The organism is Pseudomonas fluorescens, assembly GCF_000968015.1.
In the GTDB taxonomy this organism is placed as follows: domain Bacteria; phylum Pseudomonadota; class Gammaproteobacteria; order Pseudomonadales; family Pseudomonadaceae; genus Aquipseudomonas; species Aquipseudomonas fluorescens_W.
This window is the reverse complement of record NZ_LACH01000037.1, coordinates 23429-36404: the sequence shown is the minus strand read 5'-3', so window position 1 is coordinate 36404 and position 12976 is coordinate 23429. Positions and strand designations below refer to the sequence as shown.

15 protein-coding genes are annotated in these 12976 nt (G+C 61.2%); 10 read left to right on the top strand and 5 right to left on the bottom strand.

The features are described 5' to 3' along the window. Positions 1-26: 26 nt before the first annotated feature. Together VD17_RS17370 and VD17_RS17365 are read right to left on the bottom strand one after the other, a co-directional pair. Positions 27-920 (bottom strand): LysR family transcriptional regulator, encoded by an 894-nt coding sequence (locus VD17_RS17370; RefSeq protein WP_046054857.1) that lies wholly within the window; start codon positions 918-920, stop codon positions 27-29. 135 nt (positions 921-1055) lie between these two features. Further along, positions 1056-1340: a hypothetical protein gene (locus VD17_RS17365; RefSeq protein WP_046054856.1), complete on the bottom strand. Its 285-nt coding sequence runs from the start codon at positions 1338-1340 to the stop codon at positions 1056-1058. 415 nt (positions 1341-1755) lie between these two features. Between VD17_RS17365 and VD17_RS17360 the strand changes: the two genes are divergently transcribed. The 6 genes from VD17_RS17360 to VD17_RS17335 are packed head-to-tail and all read left to right on the top strand — an operon-like array spanning position 1756 to position 7000. Then, positions 1756-2928 (top strand): acyl-CoA dehydrogenase family protein, encoded by a 1173-nt coding sequence (locus tag VD17_RS17360; protein ID WP_046054855.1) that lies wholly within the window; start codon positions 1756-1758, stop codon positions 2926-2928. Continuing rightward, positions 2925-4118, top strand: coding sequence for an acyl-CoA dehydrogenase family protein (locus VD17_RS17355; RefSeq protein WP_046054854.1), 1194 nt, complete (start codon positions 2925-2927; stop codon positions 4116-4118). Before VD17_RS17360 ends, VD17_RS17355 begins: the two co-directional genes overlap by 4 nt. A 14-nt stretch (positions 4119-4132) precedes the next feature. Beyond that, a complete protein-coding gene (locus VD17_RS17350) occupies positions 4133-4915 on the top strand; it encodes an SDR family oxidoreductase (RefSeq protein WP_046054853.1) in 783 nt (260 codons plus the stop codon). Positions 4916-4917: 2 nt separating this feature from the next. Further along, entirely contained in the window at positions 4918-5376 is a 459-nt protein-coding gene (locus VD17_RS17345; protein WP_046054852.1) for a MaoC family dehydratase, read from the top strand. Between the two features lie 31 nt (positions 5377-5407). After that, positions 5408-6610, top strand: a complete 1203-nt coding sequence (locus VD17_RS17340; RefSeq protein ID WP_046054851.1) for an acetyl-CoA C-acyltransferase — start codon at positions 5408-5410, stop codon at positions 6608-6610. Then, a complete protein-coding gene (locus VD17_RS17335) occupies positions 6611-7000 on the top strand; it encodes a steroid Delta-isomerase (RefSeq protein ID WP_046054850.1) in 390 nt (129 codons plus the stop codon). 262 nt (positions 7001-7262) lie between these two features. On the opposite strand, the gene VD17_RS17330 is transcribed toward VD17_RS17335, so the two are convergent. Both VD17_RS17330 and VD17_RS17325 read right to left on the bottom strand, forming a co-directional pair. Continuing rightward, positions 7263-7748 (bottom strand): SRPBCC family protein, encoded by a 486-nt coding sequence (locus tag VD17_RS17330; RefSeq protein WP_046054849.1) that lies wholly within the window; start codon positions 7746-7748, stop codon positions 7263-7265. 17 nt (positions 7749-7765) lie between these two features. Further along, the gene (locus VD17_RS17325; protein WP_046054848.1) at positions 7766-8539 is read right to left on the bottom strand and encodes an SDR family oxidoreductase; all 774 of its coding nucleotides are present in this window, start codon (positions 8537-8539) and stop codon (positions 7766-7768) included. Positions 8540-8701: 162 nt separating this feature from the next. Here VD17_RS17325 and VD17_RS17320 point away from each other — a divergent pair, with 162 nt between their 5' ends. Genes VD17_RS17320 through dmpG form a run of 4 tightly spaced genes read left to right on the top strand, consistent with a single transcriptional unit; the run spans position 8702 to position 12307 of the window. Continuing rightward, on the top strand, positions 8702-9544 hold the full coding sequence (locus VD17_RS17320) for an alpha/beta fold hydrolase (RefSeq protein ID WP_046054847.1): 843 nt from the start codon (positions 8702-8704) through the stop codon (positions 9542-9544). Further along, on the top strand, positions 9541-10332 hold the full coding sequence (locus tag VD17_RS17315; RefSeq protein ID WP_046054846.1) for a fumarylacetoacetate hydrolase family protein: 792 nt from the start codon (positions 9541-9543) through the stop codon (positions 10330-10332). Before VD17_RS17320 ends, VD17_RS17315 begins: the two co-directional genes overlap by 4 nt. Positions 10333-10350: 18 nt before the next feature. After that, complete coding sequence (locus VD17_RS17310; RefSeq protein WP_046054845.1) at positions 10351-11259, top strand: acetaldehyde dehydrogenase (acetylating); 909 nt, start codon at positions 10351-10353, stop codon at positions 11257-11259. A 13-nt stretch (positions 11260-11272) separates the two neighbouring features. Then, the gene (dmpG, locus tag VD17_RS17305; protein ID WP_046054844.1) at positions 11273-12307 is read left to right on the top strand and encodes a 4-hydroxy-2-oxovalerate aldolase; all 1035 of its coding nucleotides are present in this window, start codon (positions 11273-11275) and stop codon (positions 12305-12307) included. Positions 12308-12361: 54 nt separating this feature from the next. Here dmpG and VD17_RS32225 read toward each other — a convergent pair whose 3' ends face one another. Then, entirely contained in the window at positions 12362-12529 is a 168-nt protein-coding gene (locus VD17_RS32225) for a hypothetical protein (RefSeq protein WP_185753171.1), read from the bottom strand. Positions 12530-12976 lie beyond the last annotated feature (447 nt).

Sequence of the window (12976 nt, the reverse complement as noted above, 5' to 3'; positions counted from 1 at the left end):
GGCCACCCGTCAAGCGCGCAGGCCCGTCAGCTGGAATAGCGCAGGGCTTCACGCAGCAACGTAAAGGCGGGTGAACTCTGGCGTCGACTTGGATAGTAGAGGTGGTATCCCGAGAATGGCTCGCACCAATCCGCGAGTACGCGAATCAACCGACCCTGTGCGACATGCTCCTGCACCAGGTCTTCTGGCATATAAGCCAGCCCCAACCCCTGGAGGGCGGCCTCCAGGCGCATGGCAATGTTGTTGAACACCAATTGGCCTTCGACGCGTACTTTCAATTCTTGCCCGTTCTTCTCGAACTCCCAGAGGAAGAGGCCACCATAAGTCGGCATGCGCAGTGTGATGCAGTTGTGCTGCATGAGATCGCTCGGGATTTTTGGCTTCGGATACCGAACGAAATACTCTGGGGAACTGACCACTGCCATGCGCATGTCGGGACCGATACGCATCGCGATCATGTCCTTGGCGACCTGCTCACCCAGCCGGACGCCAGCGTCGAAGCCTTCAGCCACGATGTCGGTCAGGCCGTAGTCGACGATGATCTCGATCTTGAGATCGGGATTGTCGGGCAGCAGCTTTGCGAGCACGGGATGCAGGATCGTAATCGCAGAATGCTCGCCGGCCGTGATACGCAGTTTGCCTGAAGGCTTGTCACGGAATTCGCTGAGCAATGCCAGCTCGTTGTCGATCTCTTCGAATCTTGGGGCGATCACTCGCAGCAGATGTTCGCCCGCTTCCGTGGGGGATACGCTGCGAGTGGTGCGAGCAAGTAACCTGACGCCCAGTCGTTCCTCCAACTGACGCATGGCCCGGCTCAAGGCCGGCTGTGACATGCCCAGTTTGGCAGCGGCGCGGGTGAAACTGCGCTCCTGTGCCACGGCCGAAAAGATCGCGAGTTGGTCGTAGCTTTCAGCGGTCATTGATACGCCCCTGTTATGAACCGTTCGCGATTATGCCATCCAGCATCGCCAATCGCCCGGATCTAACTTGTGGCAGCTATCAACTGCGGTGGCGGTCAACCCGCAATGCGTCGACCGCGTCTCGCGGATGCGGCATCAGCCCGCCGAACACCGCGCAACTCCCTTGCGACGGTTGGACTTCTCCTCGAGTTGGATGGCGAAATCCATGGCCTCGCGGTAGTTGAAACGGTAGGCCCAGGTCGTGCCCGTGTATCGCTCGATGACCTGGAAAATACCGAGCTGCAGGGTCACCACCTGGTAGCGAACACCGCGGCGCGACTTCTGTCGATTAGTGCGCCGGACGAGTTCGATGCGTGTTGCATTGGAGTGGACGAGCAGATCGCCGAGCTCATCGATGCGCTGCAGAAAGGATGGATGCATGTCTGATCCTCAAAGTGGGGAGCATGTATTCGTATGCACTCGTGCTGCTAGTTGCTTGTCTATGGATCCAGAGGTAGTGCTGACGGATAACGGTAGTCGTAAAAAAGCAATATCGACACCTGACGCTTCTTTGTGCGACATACGGACTTCTTCGCGAACCCGAGGGGTTTCTCTCAAAACCCTTACCGGGGCGGTATTGGCCGCGAGCTGGGTGAGTGGGGCTTCAACAACTACCTCGAAACCAAGCCGATCACCCGATACAACGGCGGGGCCGGGGGCTGGTATTTGAGCTGAGGCATCGCCCATTCAGACTAGGCAGCCCTGACGATTCTCTCGTGCTCCCCTGGCACCAAACTCGAAGGCCAGAGGGGTGTCGCTTCATGCGTGCCCCGCCTAACGAGCAGAAGGCGCCGCGATGGAGTTTGCATTCAGCGACGAACAGGAAATGATCCGCGCATCGGCCGAGGGCTTCCTCTCCGATGTCTCGGATTCTGCCGCCGTGCGAGCGGCGATGGTCAGCGAACGGGGTTTTGACGAGGCGCTCTGGCAGCGCCTGTGCCGTGAAATGTACTGGCCGGCGATTCATATTCCCGAAGCGTACGGCGGCCTGGGGCTGGGCTTTGTCGAGCTGTCGATTTTGCTGGAACAGATGGGCCGGCGCTTGCTGTGTTCGCCGTTCTTCGCCACCGCCTGCATGGCCACACCCGCGCTGTTGCTGGCCGCCAACGAACAACAAAAACAATGCTGGCTGCCGTTGATCGCCGACGGCAGCCTCACCGCTACGCTGGCCTTCAGCAGCGCCAACGGCTGGGCGGCCAAGGATGTTCAGGCCACGGTGGTGACCGATGGCGAGGGTTTTGTGCTTGATGGAGCCCTCAATCATGTGCTGGACGGGCACAGCGCTGAGCTCTTGATCATCGCCGCTCGGGTTCCCGGATCGACCGGCGAGGTGGGCATCAGCCTGTTCGCCGTGGACGCAGACCGGACAGGCATCGAGCGTCAAATGTTGCCGACCATGGACCAGACCCGTCGTCAGGCACGGGTTCAGCTCAAGGGGTTGTACCTCAGCGCTGACTGCCTGCTCGGTGAGTTCGGTGCGGGCTGGCCGCACCTGGAGCGGGTGCTGCAACTGGCGTGCATCGGCCTGGCTGCCGAACAGACCGGTGGCGCGCAGCAGGTGCTCGACCTGAGCGTTGCCTATATGCAGGAACGCCAGCAGTTCGGTCGACCCATCGCCAGTTTCCAGGCGCTCAAACACCGTGCCGCCGACATGATGCTGCAGGTTGAATGCGCACGTTCGGCCAGTTATTACGCGGCCTGCGTGGCCCAGGAAGTCCTCGATCCCGAAGGCGACCCGCAGGTAGCCGCCGAGCTGCCGCTGGCGGCGGCGCTGGCCAAGGCGCAGTGCTCTGAAACCTATTTCCATTGCGCGTCCGAGTCGATCCAGTTACACGGCGGCGTTGGTTTCACCTGGGAATACGATCCGCACCTCTACTTCAAACGCGCTCGCGCCAGCGAAAGCTTTCTCGGCGCACCGGCCTGGCATCGAGAGCGCATTGCCGTGGCGATTCTTGGGGAGCAAGCATGAAAATCAGTTTCAGCGAGCAGGACGAATGCTTCCGTCAGGAAGTGGCCGACTGGTTGAGCGTGAACCTGTGCGGTGAGTTCGAGCCTCTGCGTTTTCGCGGTGGCCCGGGTGACGAACATATGTTTCCCGAGGAACGCAAAGCTTGGGAACGCAAACTCGCCGAGGGCGGCTGGACGTGTGTCGGCTGGGCGCCGGAGCACGGTGGGCGTGGTCTGTCGATCAGCCAGCAGGTGATTTTCCACGAAGAGTACGCCCGCGCTGGCGGCCCGGGACGCATGGGGCATATCGGCGAAGGGCTGGCCGGACCGACCATTGCCGCGTTCGGCACGGCCGAGCAGCAACAGCGCTTTCTGCCGGGCATCGTCAACGGCACGTCCTTCTGGTGCCAGGGCTATTCCGAGCCGGGGGCCGGGTCCGACCTGGCCAACGTCAAGACCCGCGCGGTGCTTGATGAAGCCCGCGGCACCTGGGTGATCAACGGACAAAAAGTCTGGACCTCCCTGGCCCATGAGTCGGACTGGTGTTTTGTGATCGCCCGCACTGAACCGGGCAGCGTTGGCCATCGCGGCTTGTCCTTCTTGCTGGTGCCCATGGCCCAGACGGAAATTACCGTGCGGCCGATCGAGCAATTGACCGGCACTTCCGAGTTCAACGAAGTGTTCTTCGATGATGCCTGCACCGACGCCGCGAACATAGTTGGGGCGCCGGGTGAGGGCTGGAAGATCGCCATGGCCTTGCTCGGTTTCGAGCGCGGGGTATCGACCCTCGGCCAGCAGATGCAATTTCACAATGAACTGAACGAAATCATCGCCATCGCCCGGGCCAATGGTGCCGCGCGTGACCCGATCCTGCGCCAGCGCCTGGCCGAAGCCTGGAGTGGGTTGCGGATCATGCGCTACAACTCGCTGCGCATGCTGTCCGGGGCGCAGGACGGTTCGCTGCGCAAGGAAGCGACCATCTACAAACTGTTCTGGTCCACCTGGCACGCCAGCCTCGGCAAGCTGGCAATGGACGTCCTCGGTGCCGAGGCCGAAGTGCTGGAGGCCGCGCCTTACCAACTCACCCGTTTGCAATCGCTGTACCTGTTCAGTCGCGCCGACACCCTCTACGGCGGCAGCAACGAGATCCAGCGCAACATCATCGCCGAGCGCGCCCTGGGAATGCCCAAAGAACCGCGCCTGCGCACCTGACCAAGGAGTTTTCCATGTCTGTTCCTCACTATGTTGCAGGTCACGGCCTGCTGCGTGACAAGTCGGTGCTGATCACGGCTGCGGCCGGGGCCGGTATTGGTTTTTCCGCCGCGGTGCGTGCCGCCGAGGAGGGTTGCCGCGCCTTGATGATCAGCGATATCCATGAAGGCCGACTGGCAGAAGCGGTGTCGAAAATCCGCGAAACGACCGGTCTGCAACAGGTCTTCGGTCAGGTCTGTAACGTCGCTGATGAAGCTCAGGTTCAACAGCTGATTGCCTGCGCCGAGCGCGATCTGCAGGGTGTCGATGTGCTGATCAACAACGCTGGTCTTGGTGGTTCGCGGCTGCTGGTGGACATGACGGATGAGGAGTGGAACCGGGTCCTCGACGTGACGCTCACCGGCACCATGCGCATGACCCGCGCCATGTTGCCGAAGATGATCGAGCGGCGTGCCGGGGTCATCGTCAACAACGCCTCGGTGCTGGGCTGGCGGGCGCAGAAAGAGCAGTCGCACTACGCGGCGGCCAAGGCTGGGGTCATGGCGTTGACCCGTTGCGCCGCGGTCGAGGCGGCTGACTACGGGATCCGCATCAACGCGGTAAGCCCGAGCATTGCGTTGCACGATTTCCTGCGTAAGTCCGCCCCTCAGGCGGTGCTCGATCAACTTGCCGCCAACGAAGCGTTTGGCCGTGCCGCCGAGGTCTGGGAAGTGGCCAATGTGATGATGTTTCTGGCCAGCGACTACAGTTCCTACATGACCGGCGAAGTGTTGTCGGTGTCCAGTCAGAGGGCGTGAACATGTCACGTATTTTCGACACGCCACTGGCCTTGCACGATGCCGTGGGAGAAGTGCTGGGCGTCAGCGACTGGCTGGTTCTTGCTCAGGAGCGCATCGACCGGTTCGCCGAGGCGACCGGTGATCACCAGTGGATTCACGTAGATCCGCTCAAGGCCGCCAGCGGTCCCTTCGGCACCTGCATCGCCCATGGCTATCTGAGCCTGGCGTTGGTCAATCTGTTTTTACCGCAGATCGTCGAGGTGCGCGGCATTGCCATGGGGGTCAATTATGGCTGTGAGCGGGTGCGCTTTCCCACGGTAGTGCGTGTTGGCTCGCGGGTGCGTGGCAGTGCGCAATTGATGGCGGTCGAGGAGGTCAAGGGCTGCGTGCAGGCGACCATTCGCGTCAGCGTCGAAATCGACGGCGAGGAGCGTCCCGGCTGTGTGGTCGACACCATCAGCCGTTACTACCCCGCGTGAACCCATTAGCAGAACATTCGAGGAATCCAGCATGAAAGAAGCCGTCATCGTTTCGACCGCCCGTACCCCAATCGGCAAAGCCTTTCGCGGTGCATTCAATGACACCGACGCCCCGCAGCTCGGCGGCCATGTGGTGCGCGAAGCCGTGCGTCGCGCTGGCATCGAGCCGGGTGAAGTGGACGATGTGATCATCGGCGCGGCGGCGCAGCAGGGCACGCAGTCCTATAACCTCGGTCGTCTCTGCGCGATTGCCGGCGGCTTGCCGACCTCGGTCGCCGGGATGGCGGTCGAGCGCCAGTGTTCATCGGGACTGATGAGCATTGCCATGGCCGCCAAAGGCATCATGTGCGATGAAATCGACATCGCCGTGGCCGGTGGCCTGGAGTCGATTTCGCTGGTGCAGAACAAGCACAAGAACCTGTACCGCAATCAGTCAGGCTCGGTGATTGAGCTGGATCCGTACGCCTACATTCCGATGATCGAAACCGCCGAGATCGTCTCCGCGCGCTACGGTATTTCCCGCGAGGAACAGGATGAATACAGCTATCAGAGCCAGGTGCGCACCGCGCTGGCCCAGAGTAATGGGTTGTTCGACCGTGAACTCGCGCCGCTGACCAGCCGCAAGTCGATCTTCGACAAGGCCAGTGGCGAAACCCGCTTTGAGACCGTCACCTTGCTGCGCGACGAGTGCAACCGCATTGACACCACCCGCGAAAGCCTGAGTGCGCTGGAACCGGTGTGGCCGGGCGGTCAGTGGAGTGAAAAGGGCCGCTTCATCACGGCTGGCAACGCCTCGCAGCTGTCCGACGGTGCTTCGGCCTCGGTGTTGATGAGTGCCAAATTGGCCGAGAAGCGTGGCCTGGAGCCGCTGGGGATTTATCGCGGGATGGCGGTCGCTGGCTGTAACTCCGACGAGATGGGCGTCGGCCCGGTCTACGCCATCCCGAAACTGCTCAAGCGCCATGGCCTGACCGTGGACCACATTGGCCTCTGGGAGTTGAACGAGGCGTTTGCCTGTCAGGTGCTGTATTGCCGCGACACCCTGGGCATTCCTGCTGAACGCATGAACGTCAACGGCGGTGCGATTTCGGTGGGCCATCCGTTCGGCATGTCCGGTGCGCGGATGGTCGGTCACGCGTTGGTCGAGGGGCAGCGCCGCGGTTTGCGTTACGTGGTGGTGAGCATGTGCATCGGCGGCGGCATGGGTGCCGCCGCACTGTTCGAGGTGGTCTGAATGGTCAGTGCACAACAGATTCAAGCGACCATGGCGCGTTATGTGGAATTGGTGGACGCCGGTGACATCGACGGGATTGTCGCGCTTTACAGCGAAGATGCAGTGGTCGAAGACCCGGTCGGCAAGCCGCCGGTTCAGGGGCTTGTCGCCATTGAGCGTTTCTACCGCGAAGGGCTGGGCGCGAGCAAAGTCTCTGCGACCCTGACCGGCCCGGTTCGGGCGACGTTGAATGGTTGTGGGGCGATGCCGTTTCGGGTCGATATGGAATGGGCCGGGCAACCGTGCTCGCTTCATGTGATCGATGTGATGGAGTTCGATGCCGACGGCAAGATCCGTTCGATGAAAGCCTATTGGAGCGAGATCAACCTGACCGCCCAAAGCCACGCATAAACCTTGCAGCTGCCGAGCCTGCGAGGCCTGTGGGAGCGAGCTTGCTCGCGATGAGGGCGTATCAGTCGACGAAATGGTTGCCTGACTCACCGCTATCGCGAGCAAGCTCGCTCCCACATTCGATCCTCAGAAGACACTGGATTGGTGTTCGACAGTTATCCCCTGTAGGAGCTGGCGCAGCCTGCGATCTTTTGATCTTGATCTGGTCGGCGACGCAGATATCGCCAAGATCGCAGCCTGCGGCAACTCCTACATTGACCGGTTACACCCTGAGGGCTTGGGAATATTCCGCATTCTGCGTCTGCCCGGTTTCGTAGTACGCCTTGAGATTCTCGGCAATCTGGCGCACGACGTTGTTGAACGCCTTGGCCAGCAGCATTTCCATCAGCCTGCCACCGCGCAGGCTGTAGCTCATTTGGGTGGTGATGCGTGTCGCGTCACCCTCGGCCTGCAAGGCATAACTGAAGCTGGCTTCGCGGAACGGGAAGGGCGCGCCGCCGCTGGCCTTGTGCAGGATCAGCACGAAACCGACACCTTCCTGCCATTGCACCACGCTCTCATCCAGCCACTGACCCCCCTTGCGAAACACCCGGCGACTGGCGCCAAGCCCTTCGCGTGCACCAAGATGAAACTGGCAACCGGTCAGACCTGGCACATAGTGCGGGGCGAGGCTCAGGTCGCGCAGTTTGGCCCATGCGGCTTGTGGGGTGAGGTCGAGCAGGACGCTGTGGCTGGCAATCGCGGGCATGCTGGAATTCCTCTTGTTCAATTGGATTGTGCCGCATCGAGAAACGCCGGACGTTCGCCACCGCCGTGCACGGTGATGTCCGCGCCGCTGACATAACGTGCCAGTGTTGATGCCAGATACAGACAGGTATCGCCGATGTCTTCCGGAGCCGCCAGGCGTTGCAGCGGGATGGTGGCCGCCACCCGGGCAAGGCCCGCCTGATCGCCATAATGCATGGCCGCCTGCTCGGTGAGAATCAACCCGGCCGTCACAGCGTTGACCCGCACCTTCGGCGCCCATTCCACCGCCAGCGAACCGGTCAGGTTCAGCAGCCCGGCCTTGGCCGCGCCATAAGCGGCAGTGCCCGGCGAGGGGCGGGTGGCGCTGACGCTGCAAATATTGATGATTGCGCCACCGTCGGCTTGCGCCTGCATCACCTGATTGGCCTGCTGACAGAGATTCAGCGGAGCCAACAGGTTGAGGCGGATGATCGCTTCGCTAAAACGCGGCGAGGCACTGGCCGCGTCGGCATTCGGTGAACCGCCGGCATTGTTGACCAATACATCGAGGCGACCGAAACGCTCGACGATACTGTCGATCAACCGCCCGGACTGTTCGACATCCCGCAGGTCGCAGGGCAGAAACAGCGCCTCGCGCCCGGCGCTGGCTGGCAGGGTGTCCGGTGCTTCGCGACCGCAGATCACCACTTCGGCACCACCGTCGAGAAAACGCTGACTGATACCGCGACCGACACCCTTGCCACCGCCGGTGACCAGTACCACTTTGCCGCGAAAGTCCATCGGATCAAGCATGGTTGCCTCGTTCTGTCGCTGGGGAATGCAGCCGATGCTAGGTCTGTGGCGCCCGCCGGCCAACGTCCGAAAAGACTAGGGCGGCGTAGTCCTGTCGGACGATGTTGTTTGCCCGGGCGCTCGGAATAATCCGGCGACAACAACAGGCCGGGAGGACACCTTATGGACGCATCAGCGCAAGGGCACTTCGTCACGCTGCCGGAAGGTTTGCAGCTGCATTACTTGGATATCGGCGGGCAGGACAGCGGCAGCGGCGAGCCGGTGATTTTCATTCACGGCAGCGGGCCGGGCGCCAGCGGCCACAGCAACTTCAAGCAGAACTATCCGGTGTTTGCCGCGGCAGGCTACCGAACCATCGTCCCGGACCTGCCAGGTTATGGCGCTTCTGATAAGCCAGACACCCTCTATACCCTGGACTTCTTTGTCGACGCCTTGAGCGATTTGCTCGATGCCCTGGACATCCAGCGATGCGTGCTGGTCGGCAATTCTCTGGGCGGTGCGATCGCGATCAAACTGGCCCTCGACCAACCGCAGCGGGTCAGCCGGCTGGTGCTGATGGCACCCGGTGGCCTGATGGAAAAAGAACAGTATTACCTGCAGATGGAAGGCATCCAGAAAATGGGTGCGGCCTTCGCCAAGGGTGAACTGCACGATGCGGGCGGAATGCGCCGGCTGCTGGCGCTGCAACTGTTCGATGAATCCTTGATCAGCGACGAGACGGTCAATGAGCGGGTCGCAGTGGTGCGCCAGCAACCGGTTTGCGTGTTGTCGACTATGCAAGTGCCGAACATGACCTCGCGCCTCGGCGAGTTGCAGTGTCCGATCCTCGGTTTCTGGGGCATGAACGACAAATTTTGCCCGGTGTCTGGCGCGCAAACGATGATGCAGCACTGCCAGAACATTCGCTTTGTACTGCTCAGCGAATGCGGGCATTGGGTGATGGTCGAGCACCGTGAACTGTTCAATCGCGAGTGCCTGGAATTTTTTCAGGAGGCTCGCTCATGAGTGAACAACTGCGCCATCAATTCGGCGAAGAGCTTTATCAGGCGCTACTGAGCGGCACCACCCTGGCGCCGCTGACCGAGCGCTGGCCATCGATCAGCATCGAAGACGCCTACCATATTTCCGTCTACAGCATCGAACGCCGGGTGGCCGCCGGTGACCGGATTGTCGGCAAGAAAATCGGCGTGACCTCCGTAGCAGTCCAGCAAATGCTCAACGTGCATCAGCCGGATTTCGGCTTCATCACCCGACAGATGTCGTTCGCCAATGACGCGCAAATCTCCCTCGCCGCGAACAAACTGATCCAGCCCCGCGCCGAGGGAGAGATTGCCTTCAAGCTCAAGCACGATCTGATCGGCCCCGGTGTTACCGAAGCCGACGTGTTGGAAGCGACCGAGTATGTGACGCCTTGCTTCGAGATAGTCGACTCACGGATTCACGACTGGCGGATCCGCATACAAGACACCGTCGCCGACAACGCCTCTTGCGGTGTGTTCGTGCTGGGCGATGTTCAGGTCGATCCACGGACGCTGGATTTGCCCAATTTGCGCATGCGTGTGTTCAAGAACGGCGAGCCTCTCAGCGAAGGTTTGGGCTCGGCGGTGCAGGGTAATCCGCTGACGGCCGTGGCCTGGCTGGCCAACACCCTGGGTGCTTTCGGTATTCCATTCAAGGCCGGGGAAATCATTCTCTCCGGCTCTTTGGTGCCGCTGGAGCCTGCGCGTGCGGGCGACCTTTTTTCTCTGACTATCGATGGCCTGGGCAGTGCCCAGGTGTCCTTCTGCGCCTGACCTGTGGGGTTTAACCGGATGAGCAAGAAACTCAGAGCGGCCATTATCGGCCCGGGCAATATCGGCACTGACCTGCTGATGAAAATGTATCGATCGGAATGGATCGAGCCGGTCTGGATGGTCGGCGTCGACCCGCAATCCGAAGGCCTTAAACGCGCTCGTGAACTGGGCGTGAAAACCACGGCCGAGGGCGTCGACGGGTTGCTGCCCCATGTGCTCGACGATGATATTCGCATCGCCTTCGATGCCACGTCGGCTTATGTGCACGCGGAAAACAGCCGCAAGCTCAACGAACTGGGGGTGATCATGATTGATCTCACGCCAGCGGCCATCGGCCCGTTCTGCGTGCCGCCGGTCAATCTCAAGGAGCATGCGGCGACGTTGGCGATGAACGTCAACATGGTGACGTGCGGCGGCCAGGCGACCATTCCGATGGTCGCGGCAGTGTCGCGGGTCCAGTCGGTGAGGTACGGCGAGATCGTCGCCACCGTGTCCTCCGGTTCGGTCGGCCCGGGCACTCGCCAGAACATCGACGAATTCACCCGCACCACGGCCGGTGCGGTGGAGAAGATCGGCGGCGCCCGAAGCGGCAAGGCAATCATCGTCATCAACCCGGCCGAGCCACCGCTGATGATGCGCGATACCATCCACTGCCTGACGGATGACGAACCGAATCAGGACGCCATTCGCACCTCGGTGTTGCAGATGGTCAAGGAAGTGCAGCGCTATGTTCCCGGCTACAAGCTGATCAATGGCCCGGTGTTCGATGGGCGCAAGGTGTCGATTTTCATCGAAGTCGAAGGCCTCGGCGACTTCCTGCCCAAGTCCGCCGGCAACCTCGACATCATGACCGCTGCGGGGCTGCGTACCGCCGAGATGTTCGCCGAAGAAGCCCACAAGGGCACCCTGCAACTGCCCGTCCGTTGAGTGGAGAATTGCCATGAATTTGCAAGGTAAGAGCGTCCGTCTGCACGACATGAGCCTGCGCGACGGCATGCATGCCAAACAGCATCAAATCAGCCTGGAACAGATGATCTCGGTGGCGACCGGCCTCGATGCGGCCGGCGTGCCGCTGATCGAAATCACCCACGGCGATGGCCTGGGCGGTGCGTCGCTGAACTACGGTTTCCCCGCCCACAGTGACGAGGAATACTTCGCGGCGGTGATCCCGCGTATGAAACAGGCCAAGGTCTCGGCGCTGTTGTTGCCGGGTATCGGCACCCTCGATCATTTGAGAATGGCCCATGAACACGGGGTGTCGACCATTCGTGTGGCCACCCACTGCACCGAGGCGGACGTCTCCGGCCAGCACATCGGCATGTCAGCGAAAATGGGCCTGGATACCGTCGGCTTTCTGATGATGGCGCATATGGTCAGCGCGGAAAAACTGCTGGAGCAGGCGCGGTTGATGGAGAGTTATGGGGCCAACTGCATTTACTGCACTGACTCGGCGGGCTACATGCTGCCTGATGAAGTCACTGAGAAAATCGCTGCATTGCGAGCCGGGCTGAGTGCCGGGACCGAAGTCGGTTTTCACGGTCACCACAACATGGGCATGGCGATTGCCAATTCCCTTGCCGCGATCGAGGCGGGCGCCGCACGTATCGACGGTTCGGTGGCGGGGCTGGGCGCAGGGGCCGGCAATACGCCGCTCGAAGTGTTTGTCGCAGTGCTTGAGCGGATGGGCGTCAACAGTGGCATCGATTTGTACCGGATCATGGACGTTGCCGAGGACCTGGTCGTGCCGATGATGGACCAGCCGATCCGCCTCGACCGCGATGCGCTGACCCTGGGTTACGCCGGGGTCTACAGTTCGTTCCTGTTGTTCGCTAAACGTGCCGAGCAAAAGTACGGTATTGCCGCACGTGAGCTGCTGGTGGAATTGGGTCGACGCGGCACTGTCGGCGGTCAGGAAGACATGATTGAAGACCTGGCGCTGACCCTGTCACGGTCGCGGGGTGTCTTGCCAACCTGATCGGGCGACAGCACAAAAAAGCCACCGGCCTTGCTTGCAGGCCCGGTGGTTTTTTTATGGGAGCAGATTACGCACCAGCGGGGGATAGCAATTGATGGCACTGGCCGAGCAACTGATGAACGCCGCGGTCGGTCGGTAGGCTTCATTTTTGAAGCGCTGACACAGGCTGGCGGTGCTGCCGGCGCAGACGATGATGAACAGGGCACAGGTGGCTTTTCGCATAGCGAGCCTCTACACGGGTTTTATTGTTGTAGAGGCAAGGTATTGCGGCTGGCGGAATGTGGCTTCGTCCGAATGGACTACACAGGTCCCTTGTGGGAGGGCCGCCCCGGGTAATTGCGTACGACCTCGATCACCTGTGGGAGCGAGCTTGCTCGCGATGGCGGAGTGTCAGGCGACATCAATATTGAATGTACCGGCCTATTGGCGAGCAGGCTCGCTCCCACAGGTTTTTGTGTGTTGCCTTGGATTTGCGTGCGCCCCCGAATCCCCTGTGGGAGCGAGCTTGCTCGCGATAGCGGTGTGTCAGGCGACATCGATGTTGAATGTGCCGGCCCCATCGCGAGCAGGCTCACTCCTACAGGTTTTTGTGTGTTGCCTGGGATTTGCGTACGACCCGAATCCCTTGTGGGAGTGAGCCTGCTCGCGATAGCGGTGTGTCAGGCGACA

What these genes read in the sequence shown, in the direction of transcription:
- VD17_RS17320 (WP_046054847.1), top strand. Translation starts at nt 8,702, where the DNA reads ATGGACGCATCAGCGCAAGGGCACTTCGTCACGCTGCCGGAAGGTTTG.
- VD17_RS17325 (WP_046054848.1), bottom strand. Translation starts at nt 8,539, where the DNA reads ATGCTTGATCCGATGGACTTTCGCGGCAAAGTGGTACTGGTCACCGGC.
- VD17_RS32225 (WP_185753171.1), bottom strand. Translation starts at nt 12,529, where the DNA reads ATGCGAAAAGCCACCTGTGCCCTGTTCATCATCGTCTGCGCCGGCAGC.
- VD17_RS17360 (WP_046054855.1), top strand. Translation starts at nt 1,756, where the DNA reads ATGGAGTTTGCATTCAGCGACGAACAGGAAATGATCCGCGCATCGGCC.
- VD17_RS17310 (WP_046054845.1), top strand. Translation starts at nt 10,351, where the DNA reads ATGAGCAAGAAACTCAGAGCGGCCATTATCGGCCCGGGCAATATCGGC.
- dmpG (WP_046054844.1), top strand. Translation starts at nt 11,273, where the DNA reads ATGAATTTGCAAGGTAAGAGCGTCCGTCTGCACGACATGAGCCTGCGC.
- VD17_RS17315 (WP_046054846.1), top strand. Translation starts at nt 9,541, where the DNA reads ATGAGTGAACAACTGCGCCATCAATTCGGCGAAGAGCTTTATCAGGCG.
- VD17_RS17330 (WP_046054849.1), bottom strand. Translation starts at nt 7,748, where the DNA reads ATGCCCGCGATTGCCAGCCACAGCGTCCTGCTCGACCTCACCCCACAA.
- VD17_RS17370 (WP_046054857.1), bottom strand. Translation starts at nt 920, where the DNA reads ATGACCGCTGAAAGCTACGACCAACTCGCGATCTTTTCGGCCGTGGCA.
- VD17_RS17340 (WP_046054851.1), top strand. Translation starts at nt 5,408, where the DNA reads ATGAAAGAAGCCGTCATCGTTTCGACCGCCCGTACCCCAATCGGCAAA.
- VD17_RS17335 (WP_046054850.1), top strand. Translation starts at nt 6,611, where the DNA reads ATGGTCAGTGCACAACAGATTCAAGCGACCATGGCGCGTTATGTGGAA.
- VD17_RS17355 (WP_046054854.1), top strand. Translation starts at nt 2,925, where the DNA reads ATGAAAATCAGTTTCAGCGAGCAGGACGAATGCTTCCGTCAGGAAGTG.
- VD17_RS17365 (WP_046054856.1), bottom strand. Translation starts at nt 1,340, where the DNA reads ATGCATCCATCCTTTCTGCAGCGCATCGATGAGCTCGGCGATCTGCTC.
- VD17_RS17350 (WP_046054853.1), top strand. Translation starts at nt 4,133, where the DNA reads ATGTCTGTTCCTCACTATGTTGCAGGTCACGGCCTGCTGCGTGACAAG.
- VD17_RS17345 (WP_046054852.1), top strand. Translation starts at nt 4,918, where the DNA reads ATGTCACGTATTTTCGACACGCCACTGGCCTTGCACGATGCCGTGGGA.